The organism is Kiloniellales bacterium, assembly GCA_030064845.1.
In the GTDB taxonomy this organism is placed as follows: Bacteria; Pseudomonadota; Alphaproteobacteria; order Kiloniellales; family JAKSDN01; genus JASJEC01.
In genome coordinates, this window is the sequence record JASJEC010000065.1 from 1 (window position 1) to 20,235 (window position 20,235).

13 protein-coding genes and 1 tRNA gene are annotated in these 20,235 nt (G+C 65.5%); 10 read left to right on the forward strand and 4 right to left on the reverse strand.

The window, feature by feature from the left end; translation table 11 throughout:
- On the forward strand, positions 1 to 906 hold a 906-nt coding region (locus tag QNJ67_18160), incomplete at its 5' end, for an aminotransferase class V-fold PLP-dependent enzyme (protein MDJ0610905.1).
- Between the two features lie 30 nt (positions 907 to 936).
- Here QNJ67_18160 and QNJ67_18165 read toward each other — a convergent pair.
- Entirely contained in the window at positions 937 to 1,140 is a 204-nt protein-coding gene (locus QNJ67_18165) for a hypothetical protein (GenBank protein ID MDJ0610906.1), read from the reverse strand.
- Between the two features lie 94 nt (positions 1,141 to 1,234).
- On the opposite strand from QNJ67_18165, the gene QNJ67_18170 reads away from it, so the two are divergent.
- From QNJ67_18170 to QNJ67_18190, 5 genes are all read left to right on the forward strand, one after another.
- The gene (locus QNJ67_18170; GenBank protein ID MDJ0610907.1) at positions 1,235 to 2,185 is read left to right on the forward strand and encodes a GNAT family N-acetyltransferase; all 951 of its coding nucleotides are present in this window, start codon (positions 1,235 to 1,237) and stop codon (positions 2,183 to 2,185) included.
- Positions 2,186 to 2,287: 102 nt separating this feature from the next.
- Positions 2,288 to 3,292, forward strand: a complete 1,005-nt coding sequence (locus QNJ67_18175; GenBank protein ID MDJ0610908.1) for a dienelactone hydrolase family protein — start codon at positions 2,288 to 2,290, stop codon at positions 3,290 to 3,292.
- A 150-nt stretch (positions 3,293 to 3,442) separates the two neighbouring features.
- Positions 3,443 to 4,597 (forward strand): PLP-dependent aspartate aminotransferase family protein, encoded by a 1,155-nt coding sequence (locus tag QNJ67_18180; protein ID MDJ0610909.1) that lies wholly within the window; start codon positions 3,443 to 3,445, stop codon positions 4,595 to 4,597.
- A gap of 167 nt (positions 4,598 to 4,764) precedes the next feature.
- Positions 4,765 to 7,413 (forward strand): ATP-binding protein, encoded by a 2,649-nt coding sequence (locus QNJ67_18185; GenBank protein MDJ0610910.1) that lies wholly within the window; start codon positions 4,765 to 4,767, stop codon positions 7,411 to 7,413.
- Positions 7,414 to 7,522: 109 nt separating this feature from the next.
- Complete coding sequence (locus QNJ67_18190; GenBank protein MDJ0610911.1) at positions 7,523 to 8,146, forward strand: glutathione S-transferase N-terminal domain-containing protein; 624 nt, start codon at positions 7,523 to 7,525, stop codon at positions 8,144 to 8,146.
- A gap of 63 nt (positions 8,147 to 8,209) precedes the next feature.
- On the opposite strand, the gene QNJ67_18195 is transcribed toward QNJ67_18190, so the two are convergent.
- Positions 8,210 to 8,440: a hypothetical protein gene (locus QNJ67_18195; protein ID MDJ0610912.1), complete on the reverse strand. Its 231-nt coding sequence runs from the start codon at positions 8,438 to 8,440 to the stop codon at positions 8,210 to 8,212.
- A 203-nt stretch (positions 8,441 to 8,643) separates the two neighbouring features.
- Between QNJ67_18195 and QNJ67_18200 the strand changes: the two genes are divergently transcribed.
- The 3 genes from QNJ67_18200 (at position 8,644) to QNJ67_18210 (ending at position 11,745) form a co-directional block, all read left to right on the forward strand.
- Positions 8,644 to 8,735, forward strand: a tRNA-Ser gene (locus tag QNJ67_18200).
- Positions 8,736 to 9,130: 395 nt separating this feature from the next.
- A complete protein-coding gene (locus tag QNJ67_18205) occupies positions 9,131 to 10,366 on the forward strand; it encodes an arylsulfotransferase family protein (protein ID MDJ0610913.1) in 1,236 nt (411 codons plus the stop codon).
- A 545-nt stretch (positions 10,367 to 10,911) separates the two neighbouring features.
- Positions 10,912 to 11,745: a hypothetical protein gene (locus QNJ67_18210; protein ID MDJ0610914.1), complete on the forward strand. Its 834-nt coding sequence runs from the start codon at positions 10,912 to 10,914 to the stop codon at positions 11,743 to 11,745.
- A gap of 623 nt (positions 11,746 to 12,368) precedes the next feature.
- Here QNJ67_18210 and QNJ67_18215 read toward each other — a convergent pair.
- The gene (locus QNJ67_18215) at positions 12,369 to 12,986 is read right to left on the reverse strand and encodes a hypothetical protein (GenBank protein ID MDJ0610915.1); all 618 of its coding nucleotides are present in this window, start codon (positions 12,984 to 12,986) and stop codon (positions 12,369 to 12,371) included.
- A 606-nt stretch (positions 12,987 to 13,592) separates the two neighbouring features.
- On the reverse strand, positions 13,593 to 13,988 hold the full coding sequence (locus QNJ67_18220) for a hypothetical protein (GenBank protein MDJ0610916.1): 396 nt from the start codon (positions 13,986 to 13,988) through the stop codon (positions 13,593 to 13,595).
- 513 nt (positions 13,989 to 14,501) lie between these two features.
- On the opposite strand from QNJ67_18220, the gene QNJ67_18225 reads away from it, so the two are divergent.
- The gene (locus tag QNJ67_18225) at positions 14,502 to 20,234 is read left to right on the forward strand and encodes a hypothetical protein (GenBank protein MDJ0610917.1); all 5,733 of its coding nucleotides are present in this window, start codon (positions 14,502 to 14,504) and stop codon (positions 20,232 to 20,234) included.
- Position 20,235: the final 1 nt, after the last annotated feature.

Consider the following 20,235-nt stretch of genomic DNA (forward strand, 5'->3'; position numbering starts at 1 on the left):
GGCGACGAGATCGTCGTCACCAACCAGGACCACGAGGCCAACGGCGGCGCGTGGCGGCGGCTAGAGGAGTTCGGCCTGGTCGTTCGGGAATGGCGGATCGACCCGGAAAGTGGTCAGCTCGATCCTGCCGCCCTCTCACCACTGCTCGGCGAGCGAACCCGTCTCGTCTGTTTTCCCCATGTCTCCAATATCGTGGGGGAGATCAATCCGGTCGCCCGGATCGTCGCCGAGGCGCGCCGGGCGGGCGCCATGATCTGCGTCGACGGCGTCGCCTACGCGGCGCATCGGCCGATCGACGTCGAGGCGCTCGGCGTCGATTTCTATCTCTTCAGCCTCTACAAGATCTACGGGCCGCATATCGCCCTCCTCTTTGCGCGGCGCGACTGCATGGAACGCGCCCGCAACCAGAACCATTACTTTCACGAGAACAACCTGCCGGAGAAGCTGAATCCGGGCGGCCTCAACTACGAGGCCGTCGCCTCGCTGAGCGGGATCACGGACTACTTCGAGGCGGTGTACCGGCATCACTTCGATCAGCCCGAGAACACTCTGGCCGGCCGCCTGGACCGTGTTTTCGCCCTCTTCGCCCGGCAGGAGGCGGCGATCGTCGAGCGCTTCTGCGGCTACCTCGCGGGCAAGCCGGAGATCCGGGTGATCGGCGGCGGGCCCGGGGAGTCGCGCCTGCCGACCTTCTCCCTCGTGGTCGCCGGGCGCCGGCCGGCCGAGCTGGTCGAGGCTCTCGGCCAGGAGCGGATCGCGGCCAATCATGGGCACTTCTACGCGCCGCGCTGCCTCGAGGGGGTCGGGGTCGATCCGGAGGAAGGCGTGCTGCGCATCTCCATGGTGCACTACAACACCTTGGACGAAGTCGATCATCTGGTCGACGCCCTCGAGAAGATCCTCTGATTAACGCCGGCCGGTTCGCCGGACCGCGGGCTACTGCATGAGGCAGAGCAGGGCGTAGCAGGAGCCGAGCGCGCGGGTGAAGAGCAGATAGAACAGCAGATCGAGCAGGAAGCAGAGGCCGAGGACCGGCAGGCAGAAGTACAGCACGAAGTATAGGATGGCCCAGCCCGTGAAACGGCGCCGGGGTATGCTAACGCCGAGTATTGCCGGTGGTTTCTTGAAAGCCGTGAACATGGTCAGGCTTAATCCTCGGTATTTATGCTTAACAGACTATAAAGATCTCCGCGCATACCCTCGGGAGCCTTTGTTCTCGGGTAGGTGCGTCATTTTGGACTCGAAGATCGAACTGGCCTGGGATCTCTGCGAGCCTGCGGAGTGGGACGCCCTCCTGGCCCGCGCGCCCTTGGCGCCCTTGCAGCAAACCAGGGGTTTCGGCACGGCGATCGCATTGACGCGGCAATGCCGGGTTCGGCGTTGCGCCGTTTTCAAGGGCGGCCGTGTCCGGGCCCTGGTGCAGACCTTCGAGAAGAATACCGGTCCGCTCGCCATTGTGCGGATCCTGCGCGGGCCGGTCTGGCTCGATCCTCAACCCGATAACGCGGAACGCCGCGAGGTTCTGCGCGCCTTACGGCGGGCCTTTACGCTCCGTCGGCGCCAGCTGCTGGTCTGGACGCCGGAACTGCCCGACTCGCGCGAGAGCCACGCCGCGCTGCGCGGCTGCGGTCTGCGGCGCATGGTTACCGGCTACTCGACCTCGCTGATCGATCTCGAGCGGCCGGGCGAGCAGCTGCGAGCCGCGCTGCAAGGCAAGTGGCGCAACATGCTGCGGTCGGCCGAGAAGGCCGAGCTGTCGGTGCGGGTCGGCGCTACCGGCCAGCCCTTCGACTGGCTGGTCGGGCAGGCTGACCGCCAGCGGCGGCGCGGCGGCTACTACGCGCCTTCGGCCGCCACGATATGTGCGATCGCCAAGGCCATGGCGCGCAAGGACGACGTTCTCACCGTCACCGCCTCGACGGCGCCGGGGCGCGAACGCATCGCCGGCACCCTGGTGTTCATCCACGGGCGCAGCGCGACCTACGAGTTGGGCTGGAGCGGCGCGGATGGGCGCCGCCTGCGCGCCCATCACCTGTTGCTCTGGCGCTCGATCGAAGAGCTCAAGCGGCGCGGCGTGCGCTGGCTCGATCTCGGCGGTCTCGACGCCGTCGCCGCGCCCGGCGTCGCCCGTTTCAAGCTGGGACTGGGCGGCGGGCTGTATACCCTGGCCGGCACCTACATCTAAGCCCCGCCTCCGCCGCCCGGGACGGCGGTTAACCCTTTGTGAGCGGTTCTTCCGTCAATTCAGGCCCTTCGCAAGGCATCCTGGCGGAGCGGATCGAGGAAGGTGAGACTGCTGGCAAAGCGACTCCGGCTCGGGGCTGTCGCCGTCTGCGGCGTTCTGGCGGCCTGCAGCACGGTCAGCTTGGAGAGCTTCGAGAGCGCCAGCCCGAACGGGGCGGGCTTCACCGGCCTGCTCGACGGCAGCGGCGAGCCGGTCACGGTGCGCGGCATCCTGCGGCGGCCGGCCGGACCCGGTCCCTTTCCGGCGGTCATCTACATCCACGGTTCGGTCGGCCCGCAGCTCTATCACGAGACCGTCTGGCTCTCGACCTTCCGGTCGCTTGGCTTCGCGACCTATCAGATCAACGCCTTCCTGCCGCGCGGCGTGATCACCACGGTGGGCCGCCAGGACAGCGTCACCGAGGCGTCTCTCGTGAACGACGTCTTCGCTGCGGCCGAGGCCCTGGCGCGCCTTCCCGACATCGATCCCGAGCGGATCGGGGTCATGGGCTCGTCGAAAGGCGGGATCGCCGCGCTGGTCTCGGGCAAGCGGAGCTTCCAGCGGGCCCGGTTGCCGGGCGATCTCACCCTCGCCTTTCACATCGCCCTCTATCCCTATTGCCACACCCACGAGACCTACGACTTCGATGCGCCGGTCCTGGTCATGTCCGGCGGCGAAGACCGCTGGGTCGGCTGGGAGAACTGTGCCGAGCTGGTCGAAGCGATGCGGGAAGCCGGCGTCGAGGCCAGCTTCAGGCTCTATGCTGGCGCGGTGCACAGCTGGGACAGCATGCTGCCCTTCCGCCTGCTGGTGCCCGGCGCCGACGGCTTCGCGAAGTGCCGTTTCGAGGTGCGGAACGACGGCACCTTCACCGACTTGAACGACGGCGCCCAACTGACCAGCGCGAAAGCGATCGAGCGGGCCGCCAGGGCCTGCATCAGGACCGGTGCGCAGTATGCCGCCGGCGACTCCGAAGTCCGGGACGCGAGCGTGCGCGACGTCGTCGCCTTTGTCCGGGGGCTCGGCTACGGCCAGCCAGAGACCGAGCGCACGCAGCCCGATTTCTGATCCGGTGCGGGCCGCGCGCCGAAGCGCCTTGGCGCGGTCGGATGCCTGGCGCACTATGCCCTTAGCCCTGCGATGGAAAACGGGTTCGCGCGCAGACCAGGGTCCGGCCCGGACGGCGTGGCGACCCGCACAAGTTTTTTGGAGTCGCCCATGTCCGACGAGCCCGCGCTTCAGCCGGAAACCCTGGCCGCCCAGGCCCTGCACGCGGTCGACCCGGCCTCGGGCGGGGTGGTGCCGCCGATCCAGCCCTCCACCACCTTTGCGCGCGACGAGCACTATCGGCTGATCTCGCCGGGACACGGCTACAGCCGCGACGAGAACCCGACCTACGAGGCGGCCGAAGCCCTGCTGGCCCGGCTCGAGGGGGGGCGCGCGGCCCGGCTCTTCGCCTCGGGCAAGGCAGCGGCGGCCGCCGTGGTGCAGGCGCTCGAGCCCGGCGACCACGTGGTTGCACCCCGGGTCATGTATTGGGGGGTGCGTCAGTTCCTGGTCGACTTCGCGGCGCGTTGGGGCCTGGGCCTGGACTTCTTCGACGGCACCGACACGGAAGCCCTGGCGCGGGCCATCCGGCCCGGCCAGACCAAGCTGGTGTGGATCGAGACGCCCTGCAACCCGACCTTCGACGTGATCGATATCGCGGCAGCCGCGCGGCTCGCTCGCGACGCGGGGGCGCGGCTCGCGGTCGATTCGACGGTCGCCAGCCCCGTGCTGACACGGCCCCTGGAACTCGGCGCCGACCTGGTCATGCACTCGGCCACCAAGTACCTCAACGGCCACAGCGATGTGGTGGCCGGGGCGCTGGCCGTTCGCGAGGAGGACAGCTTCTGGGCCGGGGTCTGCAGCAACCGCGCCGGCTACGGGGCGGTGCTCGGGCCCTTCGAGGCCTGGCTGCTGCTGCGCGGGATGCGCACGCTCTACCTGCGGGTCCGCCAGGCCAGCGCCTCGGCCCTGGCGATCGCGCGCCATTTTGACGGGCGCGCCGAAGTCGCTGCCGTGCTCTATCCGGGTCTGGGCAGCCATCCCGGTCACGAGATCGCCAGGCGGCAGATGGACGGCGGGTTCGGCGGCATGCTCTCGCTGCAGGTCGCCGGCGGTGCCGAGGCGGCCCTGGCCGTGGCCACGCAGTGCCGGGTCTTCCAGCGGGCGACCTCGCTCGGCGGGGTGGAGAGCCTGATCGAGCACAGGGCCACCATAGAGGGGCCTGGGAGCCCGATACCGGACGATCTGCTCAGGCTGTCCGTCGGCATCGAGGCGGCCGACGACCTGATCGCCGACCTGGAACGGGCATTCGACGGCCGGCCCTGAAGGCCTCCGCCAAGTAGAACAGCCGCGCTTGTCTCATATAGGCGAAAGTAATTAGTTATCATATACTAATAAAAATAGTCAATATTCTCTTAACTCGTATTTCACGTGATCGACCTAGACTCCGGACCGTAGGTCAACAACGTAACAATCGCCCGGGGGCAGGCACAGTGAGGGCGCTGGTCCGCCAAATTCTCGTCCTGGATGCCGCCACGCTATGGAGCGCGGCGCTGCTCTCGCTCGCCTTCGTTCTGGTCGCCCAGTTGGACGCCTTTTTCGCGGTTCCGCCGGGCGGGGCCCCGGTCCTCTCGCTCGCCAAAGGCCTGGTCCTGAGCGTCCTGCTGGTCAGCCGCCGCGACCGCTGGTGGGTCTACCTGCTGGGCTTCCTGATTGCCTGCGCCGGCGTCGATTTCCAGCGCGGCGTCGCGCTGCCGGCCGCCCTGGTCCACGCGGCGGCGAAGGCCGCAGAGCTCGCGCTGGTAGCGTTTCTGGTACGGCACCATCTAGGCCCCCGCGCACCGACCGACAGCTTCGACGGGCTGCTCTGCCTCTTTGCCGCCGCGATCATCGGCGGGGCCCTCGATGCCAGTTTCCGTACCCTGGCAGCCCTGCTCATGGTTCCGGGCTTTGCTGTCGATTTCCATACCCAATGGTTGACCTGGTTCCTGGCCGAGACCCTTGGCCTGGCGGCGGTATCGGCTTTCCTGGTGGGCTGGTTCGGCCAGGGGCTTGCCTGGCTGCGGCAATGGCCGCCGCGCCGCTATGTCGAGGCGGCGGCGTTGCTGGTGGCGGCGCTGTTCCAGAACCAGCTCTTCGACAACGCGGCGGGACTGCGTACCGGGTTCGAGGCGCTCTATCTGACCTTCCCCCTGATTATCTGGGCGGCGGTCCGCTTCGAGCTGCCGGGCGCGACCGCCGTCGCCTTGATGGCGAGCTTCAACGCGGTCTGGCTCAGTCTCCAGGCCGGCAGCCCCTTCGGTGCCGCCTCGGCCGCCGAGACCGTGATCGCCCTGCAGTGCTTCCTCGTTGTGGTCATCGGGACCGCCCTGGCCTTGGGCGCGGCCATGCGCGACAGCCGGCGCGGACAGGCCGCCTTGAAGCAGGCCCACGCGCGCCAGCAGCGTGACATCGCCGAGCTGCAGGCGACCCGCGCGGAGCTGGAGAACCAGACGGCACGCCTCGCCGCAATGGCCGAAGGCTTCGCCCAGGAGACCGCCGAGGCCAAGGCGGCCAACGGCGCGAAGTCGGCCTTCCTGGCGACCATGAGTCACGAGCTCAGGACGCCGATGGTCGGCATTCTCGGCCTGACCGACCTGCTTCTGGGCAGCGGCCTGAGCGAGACCCAGCAGCACTACGTCTCGACGATTCGACGGTCCGGCCAGTCGCTCCTCGACATCACCGACGACGTGCTCGACTTCTCCAAGATCGAGGCCGGCCGGCTGGAGCTGGTCGATCGCGACTACCAGCTCTTGCCGGTGGTCGACGGGGTGACCGAGCTGCTCGGCTCGACCGCCCACCTGAAGGGCATCGCGCTCGCTGCCTTCGTCGCCCCCGACGTGCCGCGTCAGCTCCGCGGCGACGCCAATCGTCTGCGCCAGGTGCTGATCAATCTGGTCGGAAACGCGATCAAGTTCACCGAGTCCGGCGGCGTAGCGCTGGCGGCGGCTCTGGAACGGCCGCCGGGCGGCGGGCCTCTCAGGCTGCGAATCACCGTGGCCGACACGGGCATCGGAATCGCCGAGCAAGACCGGGCGGGGCTCTTCGAGCGCTTCGGGCAGGTCGAGGCCGCCCAGGCCGGGCGGCCGAGCGGCACCGGCCTCGGCTTGGCTATCTGTCATCAGCTGGTCGAAATGATGGGCGGCGAGATCGGAGTGGAGAGCGAGGCCGGCCGGGGTAGCACATTCTGGCTGACCCTGCCCTTGGACGATGGACAGCTCGATATGGTCGAGCGGCCCGCGTCGCCGGCCTGGCTGCGGCGCGCCTTGGTGGTCGACGGCAACGTGGTGACCCGCAATCTCTGGCAGAGACACCTCGAGGCGCTGGGCGCGCAGGCCGTGGTCGCGCCGGACGCCGATGCCGCCGCCCAGGCCCTGGTGCGGATTCCGACACCCGACCTGATCGTGGTCGACGAGGAGCTTCCGGCCGCCGAGCAACAGCGCCTGGTCGATCTGGCGAAGGACGCGGAAGAGACCCCGCGCTTGTGGCAGGCGGCCTTCATGCGGGGCGCCCGCTTGGCCGAGCCGGGCGGCGACCTACCGTTCGACGCCACCGTGGCCAAGCCGCTGCGCCACCAAAGCCTGGAGTGGTGTCTCGAAGGCACGGCCGCTGACGCCGGGCAGGGGTCCGACGACGTGCATTCCCGTAGCGCCGAGCTGATCGTCACGGCTGGAGGCGCTGAGCGGTCGGACGCGCCGCGGGTCCTCGTGGTCGAGGACGATCAGGTCAACCAGATGCTGGGCTTCGCCATTCTGTCGGCGGCGGGCTACCGGGTCGACCTGGCGGGCAACGGCGCGGAGGGCGTGGAAGCGGCCCGGCTGACCCGCTACGACGCGATCCTCATGGACGTGCGCATGCCGGAGATGGACGGGCGCGCGGCCACGCAGGCCATTCGCGGGCTGGGCGGCTGGTCAAAGCGGGTGCCGATCATCGCCATGACGGCCGACGCTCTGCCAGACGACCGCGACCTTTGCCTCGGTTCCGGCATGAACGACTACATCGCCAAGCCGGTCGAGCGCGACGAGCTGCTCGAGAAGGTCGCGGCCTGGGTCGACGGCGACAAGGAAGGCTGGCCGGACGGCGGCACCCGCGCGGCATCCTGAATAGAGGCACCCCCCTCACGATTGGCGTGGCGCAGGGTCGGGCGGCGCGGCTAGAGTGTGCCCGAAACGGCCTCAGCGGTTTGGGCTGGCGGCGAGGAGGAGGCACACATTGACCCTGGATCTCTATACCTGGACGACGCCCAACGGGCGCAAGATCTCGATCGCGCTCGAGGAACTCGAGCTGCCCTATCGGGTCCACCCGATCAATATCGGCAAGGGCGATCAGCACGCCCCCGAGTTCCTGGCGATCAGCCCGAACAACAAGATCCCCGCGCTGGTCGATCCCGAGGGCCCTGGCGGCGAGCCGCTCGCCCTTTTCGAGAGCGGCGCGATTCTGCTCTACCTGGCCGAGAAGACCGGCCGCTTGATGCCGGCGGAGCCCGTCGCCCGGCTGACCGCGCTGCAGTGGCTGATGTGGCAGATGGGCGGCTTCGGGCCCATGCTGGGTCAGGCCCACCATTTCCGCCGCTTCGCGCCGGAGCAGATTCCCTATGCGGTTGACCGCTACACCAACGAGACCAGGCGGCTCTACGGCGTGTTGGACAAGCGCCTGGCGGAGGCCGAATTCTTGGCGGGGGACTATTCCATGGCGGACATCGCCACCTTTCCCTGGGCGGCGCGCCACGAGTGGCAGGGGATCGAGCTGGAGGAATTCCCCCAGGTGAAGCGCTGGTACGACGTGATCGCCGAGCGGCCGGCCGTCGTGCGCGGAATGGCGGTTCCGGCCACCTGAGGCGCCTTTCCGGGCCCTCTGAGCGGGGCCGAGGCGAAAGTGGGTGCTAAGGTAGGGTTGGGGTCAGGCCGTGGCGACCCGCTGGCGGCGCAGCGGCATGGGACGCCGCAGGCTCAGGTCGGGCTTCTCGCGCCGCGGGGCCTTGGGGCGGCCGGCGAGCATGTTGAGCTCGTCCAGGCAGCTCTCAAGATTGGCCACTTCGCGGGCATCCTCCCGGTCGTAGATTTCCATGCAGCTCAACTTGATCTCGACCAGGTCGATGAGGGTCTCCAGAGAACGTGTGGTGATCGACATATCAGCCTCCTGCCGTTCCTTCTCCTGATCAAGGGTGGCCGCAGGAGGCTAAGAAACTGTGAAAATTTGCCTCGAATTGACGCTATCCCGGGCCGCCGCCTCGGGCCGTCAGGGGGCCGCTCTCGGGCGTTGACAGCCGGGGGCGCGCTGGCTAGGTAAGGGCCTATGCCGCATACGTCGTGGTGATAAGCCGCTCGTTTTGCGGAGGGGTGGCCGAGTGGCTGAAGGCGACGGTTTGCTAAATCGTTATACTGGGAAACTGGTATCGAGGGTTCGAATCCCTCTCCCTCCGCCATCCTGCTTCGCGCTCCGCGCTTCGCAGGATTTGCTGCCGACCTAGAAGCGAAGCAGGATGCCCTTCGAAGCTTTGGCGAAGAAGGGCTCTTTCCGTACGGAACGAAAGTCTAGCTCTCCGGGGGTGAAGTCGCCTGCCCGCGAAGCGAGATCATCGAGAGCGCTTTCCTCAGATTCTTAAGCCGGCCTTTACCCCGGTAGCTGACCATCGCAGCGCGTTCGCTGGACGGAAGCTGCGCGGACACGAGCGAAGAGGCTGAACGGCCGCCTGCCGGGGCCGCGCAGGTTCGTCGCCGTCACGTCCTCGACAGCCTCCCGGCCGACCGGACAGCTCTTGAGGATAGAGAAGTGCAGGCGTCGACACCGATATACCCTCCCGCCATCAGATACGCCCTTATGGCGACGGGTATCGTCATTATTGCCTACCTGCTCTTCCTCATTATCGCCGCGCCGGTCAAGCTGAAGAGCGATATGCGCGGTGTCAGGGATCACCTGACCAACTTGGTTTCCAACGGGCGTTGGTGGCCAGAGTTCACGATCTTCCCTGTCCCCGACAACAGTGCCGGGCCGGGGCTGCGCGTCTTGAGCCCGGACGACTTCGACTCCGAGTTTTTCGCCGTCCTCCTGAAGGAGCCTGAAGGCCGTGACTTCACGCTTCGCCTGCTCGATCTGCAGGGGCGCGAGATCCATGCCTGGCCGGTGACGGCGGTCGTGGCCCGAGCGCGGAACCTGGCTGACGGGGACTTCGTCCGCTTCGCCCGCTTCAAGATCCTGGACGACTGGAGCATCCTGGTGAACTTCGCCCAGAATTCGCGCCATCGGGGCCTGCTGCGGATTTCGGCGTGCGGCGCCGTGATCTGGGACAACGGGGCGTGGAGCCACCATGAAATCTCCCTCGACCCGGATGGCGGGGCCTGGACCTGGGTCGGGAGCGAGAGCTCTCTGCACGAGCACGACATGGCGCTCTTCGACATCGATACCGGAAGTATCGAGGAGCGCCACTCGCTCACCTCGATCATCAACCTGAACGAGGCAAACCTGGCCGCCTTCGGGTTCCAGGAGCCATTCGTGCCCGAACGCCAGGACGTTCTCAATTTCATGACGATGGAAGGCGATCCCTTCCACCCCAACGACGTGGAACCGCTCGATGCGCGTATGGCGGGCAGCTTTCCTGCATTTGACGCCGGCGATCTGCTGGTCAGTTTCAGGCACAACCACATGGTCGCGGTCATCGACCGGATCTCGGGCGAGGTCCTGTGGTCAATGGTCGATCCCTGGCGCTTCCAGCACGACCCCGAGTTTCGGCCGTCCGGCGACATCACCGTCTTCAACAACGGCGCCGGCGGGAAGTCCAGCATCCTGTCGGCGGACCCCGTGACGGGTGAGGTGACGCGGCTCGAAGGGGTCCCGGCGGATCACTTCGCCACCGTGGCGCTCGGGTCGCTGAGCCACCACGGCAACGGCAGGACCTTGGTGGTGGTTCCGGCGGAAGGCCGCGCGATCGTCTTCGACCGGCTTGGTCAGGTCGCCTTGGAGTTCAACAACACCCTCAATGAAGATCACAACGCCTTGGTGCTGGATGCCGAGCTGCTCGACCCGGCGGATTTCGGACCGACACCGGTTTGTCCCTGATGCCGATCACCTGGCGCATGGTCGCTTACCTGGCCTTTTCGGAGCGCAAATCGGTCCTCTCGGGCGATTTCGTCCGAAGGGCGATGACAATATGTCGACCTACCGCCGGCTTGTAAATTGCTATCAAGAGTTGATTCTACTCTGATTCAACACTACCCGGCTCCTTAAAAGGCGAGTTCGCGGTCGCTTAGCTGTTTGGTAAGATTAGAATTGTCAGTATTGGTCTTGCTGTTGGGGTGGCAGTCGGCCTTGTGCCACATTGGATCGAGCTACCGGCGCTGATGGCCCTTCGGGCATTAAGTTTGGTCAACTTCTCCCTCTTGGGGCTGCCAATTTTTTGCCAGTTGCACCCTGTGCTGGAATGCCCTTGATACGGATCGTTGCAGTTTTTCCCTTCCTCACTGCAGAAAGTCCAATGTTTCTCAAAGATAAGTCAAATCACGAGTGCCTGAGAAGAAACATAAGTAAAGAAAGTTTGCGATTTCACCTGCAATTAGGGTATCTCATGTTAATAGTAGTGCCGGCTGAGGCGCTGGAGTAGAACAATGGCGTTTCCGCGCACGAGGGCCAGTGCTGATCTGGCCCTGCGTTGGCTGATTTGGATTCTTGCCATAGTCGCTGTGATCGTCTTTGTGCAGACGACAGATGGCGAGACAGGCAGGGTATGGCTTCAAGCCGCGTTACTTGTTTTTGTGGCCGCTGTAATCCTTTTTCCACCCATCGACAGCCTGATTTCACGGGCTGTCCGGCGCCTTGCTCCCTTGGTTGTCAGGAATGTCTTCGCTTGGCGGCTGGCGGCTCTGTTGCTCTATGCGATAGCACCCTTCCGCTGGGCCTTCGCATCGGTCTTAGCCGCATTTTCGAAGGCCGGGCGGCTGATGGGTGAAACCTTGGCCAGAGTTCCGGCGGTGCGCTTTCTGGATCGCCATCGCCGTACGGTCTGTATTGTGCTTGTTGCTGCTATCAGCATCCGATCGCTCGCCGTTATCAGCCTGCTGCAACAGGGCGCAGGCGTCACGCTTTGGCACTGGGTTGCGTTCAGCCCGACCTACATCGCTTTCGGTATCACTGCTCCTTTCGTCGCGGCGCTTCTCCTGTGGCGCCGCGGGGAATGGGTTCTGATAACTGCTGGCGTTTGGTCGCTTCTCGGCTTCATAGGGGTTACGCTTGCCGCGGTCATCGGTCTGTTCTTCGCTTCGCAGTACTTTGCATCGGAGCAACCGGGGCTCCTGATTCATCCCCTTTATCCCGAACCGCTTCGTGTGGCCGAGTTCTTCTGGCTTTGGCTTGCAGATCTTTTGGCACAGATCGCCATTATTTATTATCTCGGAGGGCGGACGGCAGATTATTACCACGGGCGTAAGCGCGCGTCCTCGTGACGGAGAGTCTGCTAAAGGTGGTAAAGGGCGAAACCTTCTTCGAAAGGAATGCGTCTACGGTTGTCCACAGACAATCGAGCTATAGTAGAAATGTCCTGGTTGTCAGCGACCCCACTATTCTGCTAATACCATAGATAGCAGTGTCATTGACTGATGTAGTAGAGACGGTGTTCTGAATTTGTTCTTGTTGCACCGAGCGGGGTCGAAAAGGATAGGTCGCCTGGATCGGCGGGCCCGCTTCTACTGTAATTTTTCCAAGCAGAACAAAACGTTCGATCTCAGCAGGGCGGTAGCCGTTTACTACCGCCGTCGCGCTTGTTTTTCACGGTTTGGACAAGGTTCCTGCTGCTTCAAGGGGGGCGGCACCCATAACGTGCAAGGAATTCGATCACGAACCTGACAACTCTGGGCACTAGTCGTTCCGAAAAGGGGGGAAGGAAATGACTCGGTCACGGTTGGAGCAATTCGCAACGCATCGCATTGCAGTTCTTACCCTTGTGGTGGCTCTATCCTTCCTCGGGCTGCCTCGTGAACTCCACGTCTCGCTGGGACCGTCTGCCGCATCGGCCCAGACTGTTGATCCCCTCCTTGCCGCAACACCGGATGCCAATGCCGAAGATCCACTAATCGTGGCCAAGGCAGCGGAGCTGGGCAACGATCCCGCCCAGATTTTCGAGTTTGTGCGCGATGAAATCAGCTTTGAGGTCTATCGCGGCTCGTTGCGCGGCGCCCGAGGCACGTTGTGGAGCACGGCCGGCAATGCTCTCGATCAAGCAAACTTGCTGGTTGCTTTGCTGCGCGCTGCTGGAGTCCGGGCTCGATATGCGCGCGGTGAGCTGCCCGATACGCTCGCCTCGGAACTTATCGAGAGCATGTTCCCAGCTGTCTGCCGGGTCGTGGGGAAACTTGCCGACGGCGATGTTCCGGCGGATCCGGTGAACGATCCGGCGCTTTTGGCCGAGACCCGTGATCATGTATGGGTCGAGTTTGAAGAGGGCGGCGCCTTTACCGCGGCGGATCCGTCTTTCGGCACGTCGGTCCTCGGCGAATTCTTCACGGTCGCCGAAGAGAGTTTCGACGAAATGCCGGACGCGCTTCGGCACAGTGTCAAAGTTCGACTCAATGTCGAGCAGATTGACAGCTTCGGGCTCTCGGCGGGTCTCGATCCGAGCCTGAACACGGTTATCGAGGCCGACTTCGTTACGGCAGAGTTGGTCGGCGTCCCGCTCTCGGTCGTGCACCTGATTGACACGAAATCTTCCGGCGGTCTCGTCTTCAGCAACCTAACGCACACATACACGCCCCTCCTGGTCGTCGGCGAGGGAGACGATACACCGCTGGATGACGAAGCGATCGAGGGCACCGCCTACCAGGAGCTCTTCACCAGCTTTCCTCTCGGCAGCCAGTTTCTCACAGGCGTGTTCCTCGATGTCGAGCTCAGGAAACCTGGTGGTAGCCCCGAGTCGCTTCGGCACACTATCCTCGACCGCATCGGATTCGCGGCGCGACGTTTCGGCGGTTCAGGCGTCACGCTGGGCAACGAATCGGGACCTGCTTTTACGGGGTCCGATGTCTTCACTCTGTCGGTGATCCCCGGTCATTCGGGAAGCGATGTCGGGGTCCAAGAAGCGCTTCTTCAGACCTTGGCTCAGCGCGCAGAGGACTTGGTACCGGTGGTCCAGTCCTTGCCACCGAATGCCCAGGATCCGGGCAGCGTTGCCACGATCCAAGAGGCATTGCAGCTTTCCCGGGAGATCGGCGTTTCCATCACACGACTGATGAACGATTTCTTTTTTCTCGGCCTTGGCTTAGGCGACGCCTTTCTCGAGAGTCGTCTGACCGTCGTTTCATACCTTGACAGCCCGAGGGTGGTGGTCAGTGGCATAACCTCTGGCGGAGACGCTGCGGACCCAGAGATCGCATTTTCGATGAATATCCTGCGCGATCCCGTCCAGGTCGTGCCAGCGCCACAGCAAACGCCTGATGCGGCCGGAATCTTCAACTACCTGCGCGTCGTTCACGTCGACTACTTGGAGGGTCTCGCGACCAGTTTGTTCACTCCTGACGGAGAGCCGGTGACCGCCGTTGCGATTCTTGGTGCAGCGGCAGATCAGGGCATTGGTCTCAAGCTGGTAGATGACGAGACCCTGCAGGTTCTCGAGGAAATGAGTCTCTCCGAGGATGCGAAAGCCCGCATCACCGAGGCTGCCCTTAACGGTAAGTTCGTGATTGCGCCTGAACAAGCCGTGGCGGTCGGTAGCAAAATGGCTTTGGGCTGGCTCGAGTTCGACGAGCAGACAGGCGTCGTTGTTGGCCGCCTTGAAGACGGTAGCGGTGGCGCACTCTTCGAGTACTTTGGTATCAGCAACAGAACCCAGGAAGCTGTCGCGCCCGGATTGGGTGTTGTGAGTGCCTTTGGCTCTTTCATCTTTGGAGGCTTCGGCGCGGTTCTGTCGGGTATTCCGAACGCCATAAAGAAGGGCGAAGTGCCGACCGCGCAGGATATCAAGCTAACCTTTCTGGCGGGCGGTGCGCTCTCTGCCCTGAAGACTTATCGCAAGACGATAAACTCCTTCTTTTTCCTGAACCCGGGACCGCGCCTCAAGTTCGCAATCGCCTACAAGCGAACGGTAAGGATCTTGGCGTTCACAGGGGCTTTCGCTTGGGGCTTCTTCGATCCCCCGGTCCCAGACATTTTGATTCAGGCAGCGCCCTGTGAGCCCGACGCCACACCCGGAACCACGCCCGGAGTCGCGGTGGCGGCTGCGCCAGATGGCGTGCTGACCCAGCCGGTCGACGATGCGCAGCTTCCCTCGGCCTTCCTCGCCGACGTCCGCAACCTGGGGCCCGACACCGACAGCTTCGATCTCACCTTCGTCGACGTGACACCCGGCTACGAGGTCACCAGCAGCCTCGCCACGGTCAAGGTTCCCGCCGGCGCGGCCGGCGAGATCGGCGTCTATCTGAAGCCAATCGGCGCGCTGCCGGCCCCCGGCGCGACAGTCTCCTTCACGGTCGTGGCCACCAGCACCAGCGATCCCGCGGTAACGGACAGCGCCGTGGTCGACTTCGTGGTGCCGGGCGTGCGCGGAGTCCTGGTCTCGATCTCGCCGGAAGTCACCAGCGCCGAGCCGGGCATGCCCGTTGCGGCGACCCTGAGCCTGACCAGCGTCGGTAACGTCGACGAGGTGGACGTCACCCTGGATCTCGCGACCATCGGCGATGTCGCCGTCACCGGCCTCGTCTCGCCGGTTTCGCTGCAACAGGGAACGACCGTAACCCAGGACCTGATCTTGACACCCGCCGTGACCGCGCCCTTCAACTCGACCGTATCGGCCACGGTGACCGCCACCTTTGGCACCGACCTGGTCGGCGATCCGGCCACCAATGATGGATCAATCGCCATCGGGGTGGTGCCCGATGCCGCCGGCGCGGCGGTCGAAGCGGCCGATGCCGCGCGCGACCTCGGCCGCGAGGGCCTGGGCTCGACGCTCGACGCACTGGCCGCCTCGATGACCAACCTTATCGGCGATCCCCTGGATACTGCCGAGCGCAGCCGCCTGATCGCGCTGCTCGAGAGCCTCATCGTCCAGCTCGAAGGCAGCGGCCTGATCGAACTCGCGCAGCTGCTGAGCGAGATCCGCGGCGCGATCATTTCCGCCGGTCCAACCCAGGTCGCCGAGGAGGTCGATAAACTCGGCGCCCCGCTGCGGGACCTCGATGCCTACCTGAGCGGGCCGGCACGCACGGAATTCGCTCTCACGCTGCGGCCGGACAGCGCCGCGGCGCAACCCGGCACGCCCCAGCGCTTCGACCTCTCGATCATAAACAAGGGCATTGCGAGCGCGACCTACGAGCCTTCGGTCGAGGGCCTGCTGCCGGGCTTCACCAGCCAGTTCAACCGGCCCAGCCTTTCCCTGGCGCCGGGCCAAGCGACCGGCGGTGCGGACAAGGAGCTTTTCCTGACGCTGACGCCGCCGCAGGACGAACTGCTGCCCTTCGACTTTACCGTGAGCGTCGCCGTGGCCGGCGTGGCCGATTCCACGCGCGCTGTGCGCGGCAGTTTCACCGCTCGCGACACCACGGTCGACGTGGTCGGCGTGACGGCCACGCCCGGAGTCGTCGATCCGGGCGTCAGCACGGCGATCGCGGCCAAGCTGCTCAACGTCGTGAACCGGCCCGACCAGGTGACGCTGTCCTACCGGGTGGTCGACGAGATCGGAAACCCTGTCTTCGACTCCGCGCCGGTGCCCGCCGATCTGTCGGTGCTGGCCTCGCTAGAAACGGTCGACCTCGGCACCTTCGACACGACCGGCCTCCCGGTCGGGCCCTATGCCATCCAAGTCACCGTCTTCGGATCGGACGGCCTGGAGATTCCGGGCGCGGCGGGCGAGGGAAGCCTTTTCATCGGCGCGCCGCTGACCGCGGAACTGGTGGTCGAACCGGACACCGTGCCGCCGGGCGACAGCCAGGTGGACGTTACCCTCGAGATCGAAAGCCTGGTGGACTTCCCCGATCCGACCATCGACCTGCTTGCCCAGGTCGACACCCTGGCGACGGCGACCAGCCTGGCCATCAACGGCAACATCGCCTACGTCTGCGGCACCGAGAACATCACCATCTTCGACGTCTCCGACACCTCCGCGCCGCAGGTGGTCGGCACCTTCGGCGAGGGCCTGATCAACGGCTCCGGCTTCGCGGCCTGCCAGATCGTCGACGGCACCCTGGTCGTCATGTGGCAGGTGCCGCTGAACGCGCGCGCCCTGACGATCCTGGTGTTCGCGCTCGACAATCCGACTGCGCCCGTCCTGCGCACGCAGACCAGCGCCAACGTCCGTTTCCTCTCGAGTCTGTTTTTCAGGGACGGCTTCGGATTCATCTCGACGAGCACGGTCTTCTTCCGCTTCGGAAGGCTGGTCGGCCAGCGCGGCGATTTCTGGTCGTTCGACTTCACCAACCTGGACAACCCCTTCCTGCTCGATGCGCTGGAGAACTTCGCGGCGCAGCCCGACGGGGGGCCGTCCAACGTGAACCAGGCGGTCGCCTTCGGCGACAACTACGCCCTGCTCTCGACCACAACGTCCACGGGGAGTGCGGGTCAGTCGGGATTGGGCCGACTCGTCATTGTCGACACCTCAGATCCGGCCAACCTATTCGAGACTGCCGAGCTGCTGATCCCGGGTACCGTCTTCTCCACGGGCGTCGACTCCCTCGGTGACCTGCTTCTAGTCGCCGGTAATACCGAGGGCCGACGATCGACCGGCAATTTCAACCTGACCGGGGAATTGACGCTCACCACCGTTGACGCCTCTGATCCAACCAACCCGGTCATCCTCAGTACGTTGGTGACCAACGTCAGTGCCGGCGGCAGGACCAAGATCAACTCGCTTGGCAATGGCTTCTTTGCGGTCAGCGGCGCCAATCTCAACGGCCAGCCCGTGCTGGTCCTGGTCGACGCCAACGACCCGCTGAACATCGCGTTCAACACGATCAACACGCCGGCCATCCTGCAGGAATCGCAGGTGGTCGGGAACACGCTCTTCACGCCCAGCACCGCCGGCTTGGGCGTATACGACATCGGTGACGTGATCGGCACGCGCTTTGCCGCTCGGATCCAATTCCCCAGAACAACCGGCGTGACGATCGATCCTGAAAGCTTCTCGATCCCCCCGACCGCGGTCCTTTCGGGGCCGTCCAGCGACGCCGTTGTCTGGGAGCGCACGCTGAACGGTATTCGCACGCTGGAGACCCTGTCCTGGGACGCGGAGCTATCCGGCATGCAGCCGGGCGAGGCGCGGGACGTCGCCTTGGGCGGTACGGTCGAGTTCACCATCGCTTCCGGCGAAACCGGCCAGATCACCGTGCCCGCGGCGACCGTCGTCAGCGATCAGATCCTAGCGCTGACGCCGGCCAGCCGCAGCGTGCCGCCGTTGCAGGAAGCGGCCTATACCGTGACGGTCAAGAACCCGACGGCTCTGGCCGCAACCTACGATCTCGCCGTGGGCGGCGTGCCCGACGCCTGGGCGTCGCCGCTGCCCAGCGTCATCGTTCCCGCCGGCGGGGAGGTCGACGTGCCGCTCGCCCTGACACCCGATCTCTCCGAAGGGGTCGGCGCGAACCAGTTCTTCGTGACCGCCCTGGCCGGTAGCGGGGTCCAGGGTGCCGTCTTCGCCGAGGTGGTGGTCGATGCGGATGCGCCGGTTCCCGTGCCCGAGGACGTCGTGAGCCCGTCCTGCGGCGTGGTCCTGACCGCCCTGCCTTCCGCCGTCACCGCCGGCCAGGGGGGCGAGGCGCGCTATACGGTCGAGGTCGCCAACACCGGCTCCATCGCCACGGTCTTCGCGCTCCAGGCGCTGCCGCCCGCCGGCCTGACCGCGGCCTTTGAGACGTCTGTCTTGTCGGTGCCTCCGGGTCTCGTGAATGCCACGCAAACGACCCTGCGGGTCGGCGTTCCCGCCGGCACGGCGGCCGGCCCGCTCTCGGTGCCGGTCACGGCCCAGGGGCAGGGCGACTGCACGGTGAGCGACTCCACGGTGGCCGTGCTTGACGTCGCCAACACCGGTGTCGCCACGGCGCTCTCGCCGGCTTCCGGTCAGCCGGACACCGTGTTCCAGCTGACCGTCACCAATCAGGGCACGGTCGCCGACAGCTTCGACGTCGCCCTGACCGGTCCGCTCGGGCCCTACTACACGCTTTCCTCCGAGGTTGTTGTTCTCGCGCCCGGCGAAAGCGGCACGGTCGAAATCAGCGCTGAGACGCCGCCGCCCGCTTTGCCGGGCGCCCTGCCGATTGCGGCTCAGGCCGTGTCACAAGCCGTGCCGGCCGTGCAGGATCTCGCCGTCGCCGAGGTCACTTTCCCGGCGACACGCGGTCTCGCGGTGGCTTTCCAGCCCGAGCTGATCGAGCTCGAGGATCCGGGTCCCGGCCTGTTCTCGTTCAACGTGGAGAACACCGGTAACGTCGAGGGCCAGTTCGTGGCCACCTTGACCGGGGTCACGGGCACGACGACGGCGGTCGTCAGCCTGCGCGACCTGGACGGGTCTGCGGTCAGCCAGACCCAGCCCTTCCTGGTGCCCGGCCTGGGCCAGGCCAGCATCATTGTCGACGCCGAGCTGCTCGGCTTCGGCGACGTGGACAGCACGGTCGAGGCCGCCTCGCAGATCGGTCCACAGTTGATCGAGAGCGACACCGCCCGGCTGCGCACGCTCAACGTGCCGCCGGTCGCCGATGCCGGTCCCGATTTCGAGGTGGTCTTCGACGGCAGGGTCTTCCTCGACGGCGGCAACAGCTTCGACATCGACGACCGCCCGGCGCCCCTGGCCTATGAGTGGCGCTTCGTGGAAGTGCCCGAGAACAGCGCGCTGGTCGACGCCGACATACAGGACCGTCTAAGCCCAACGGCCTTCTTCGATCCCGACGTCTCGGGCCCCTATCGGCTTGGGCTTACGGTCTTCGACGGACAGCTGAGCGACGAAGACGGGGTGGACGTGGATGTCACGAACCAGCTGCCGCTGGCGACGGCGGGCCGCGACCGTTTCTTCGAGCTGGATGATGACGACTTCTTCGAATTGGACGACGACAACATCGTCGTGCTCGACGGTACCGGCTCGTCCGATCCAGAAGGCTTCCTGATCACCTACGAGTGGTCGCTCGTCTCGAAACCGGCGAGGAGCCGCCTCAAACCGGTGCTTATCCGGGACGCCGACACGCCGACGCCCTACTTCGGGCTCGACGTCAAGGGCGACTACGTTTTCCAGCTGATCGTGCGGGACAACGAGCTGTCGAGCATCGCCGACACGGTCCAGGTAACCGCCGTCGAAGAGGATAGGGCGCCGCCCAACGCCGTTGCCGAGGTGCCGGGCAGCGGCGCCGTCGGTGTCACGGTTCCGCTCGACGGCAGCCACAGCTTCGAGGCCGACGAAGACGATTTCGACGACATGCGATTTTCCTGGTCGTTCGTCTCCACGCCGCCCGGCAGTCTGCTGACCGACGCGGATATCGTCGACCGCCTCCTGCCGACCGCCAGCTTCGTTCCCGACGAGCCAGGCGACTACGAGGTCGAGCTCGAGGTTTCCGACGAGGGCTCGAGCGGCCTTGACAGTGGGATCGTCACGGTCGCCGACGGCAACGCGCCACCGAACGCCGATGCCGGCGACGACCGGCTCGCGACCGTCGGCTTACCGGCCAATCTGGATGCTTCGGCCAGCGGCGACCCGGACGATCCGGCGGCCAGCCTCGGCTTCATCTGGCGTCTGGTCTCGCGGCCCGAGGGCAGCGCACTGACGTCTGCGGATATCCTGGACGCGGCAACGCCGCTGGCCCAGGTGGTGCCTGATGTCATCGGCGCCTACGTTTTCGCCGTGGACGTGTCGGACGGACTCGATAGCGATTTCGACAACGTTCTGGTCTGCGTGACCGGCCCGGGCGGTGGCGGCGAAGACGACCTCAGCTGTCCTTCCTTCGCCGACGACGACGGCGGCGACAGCTAAG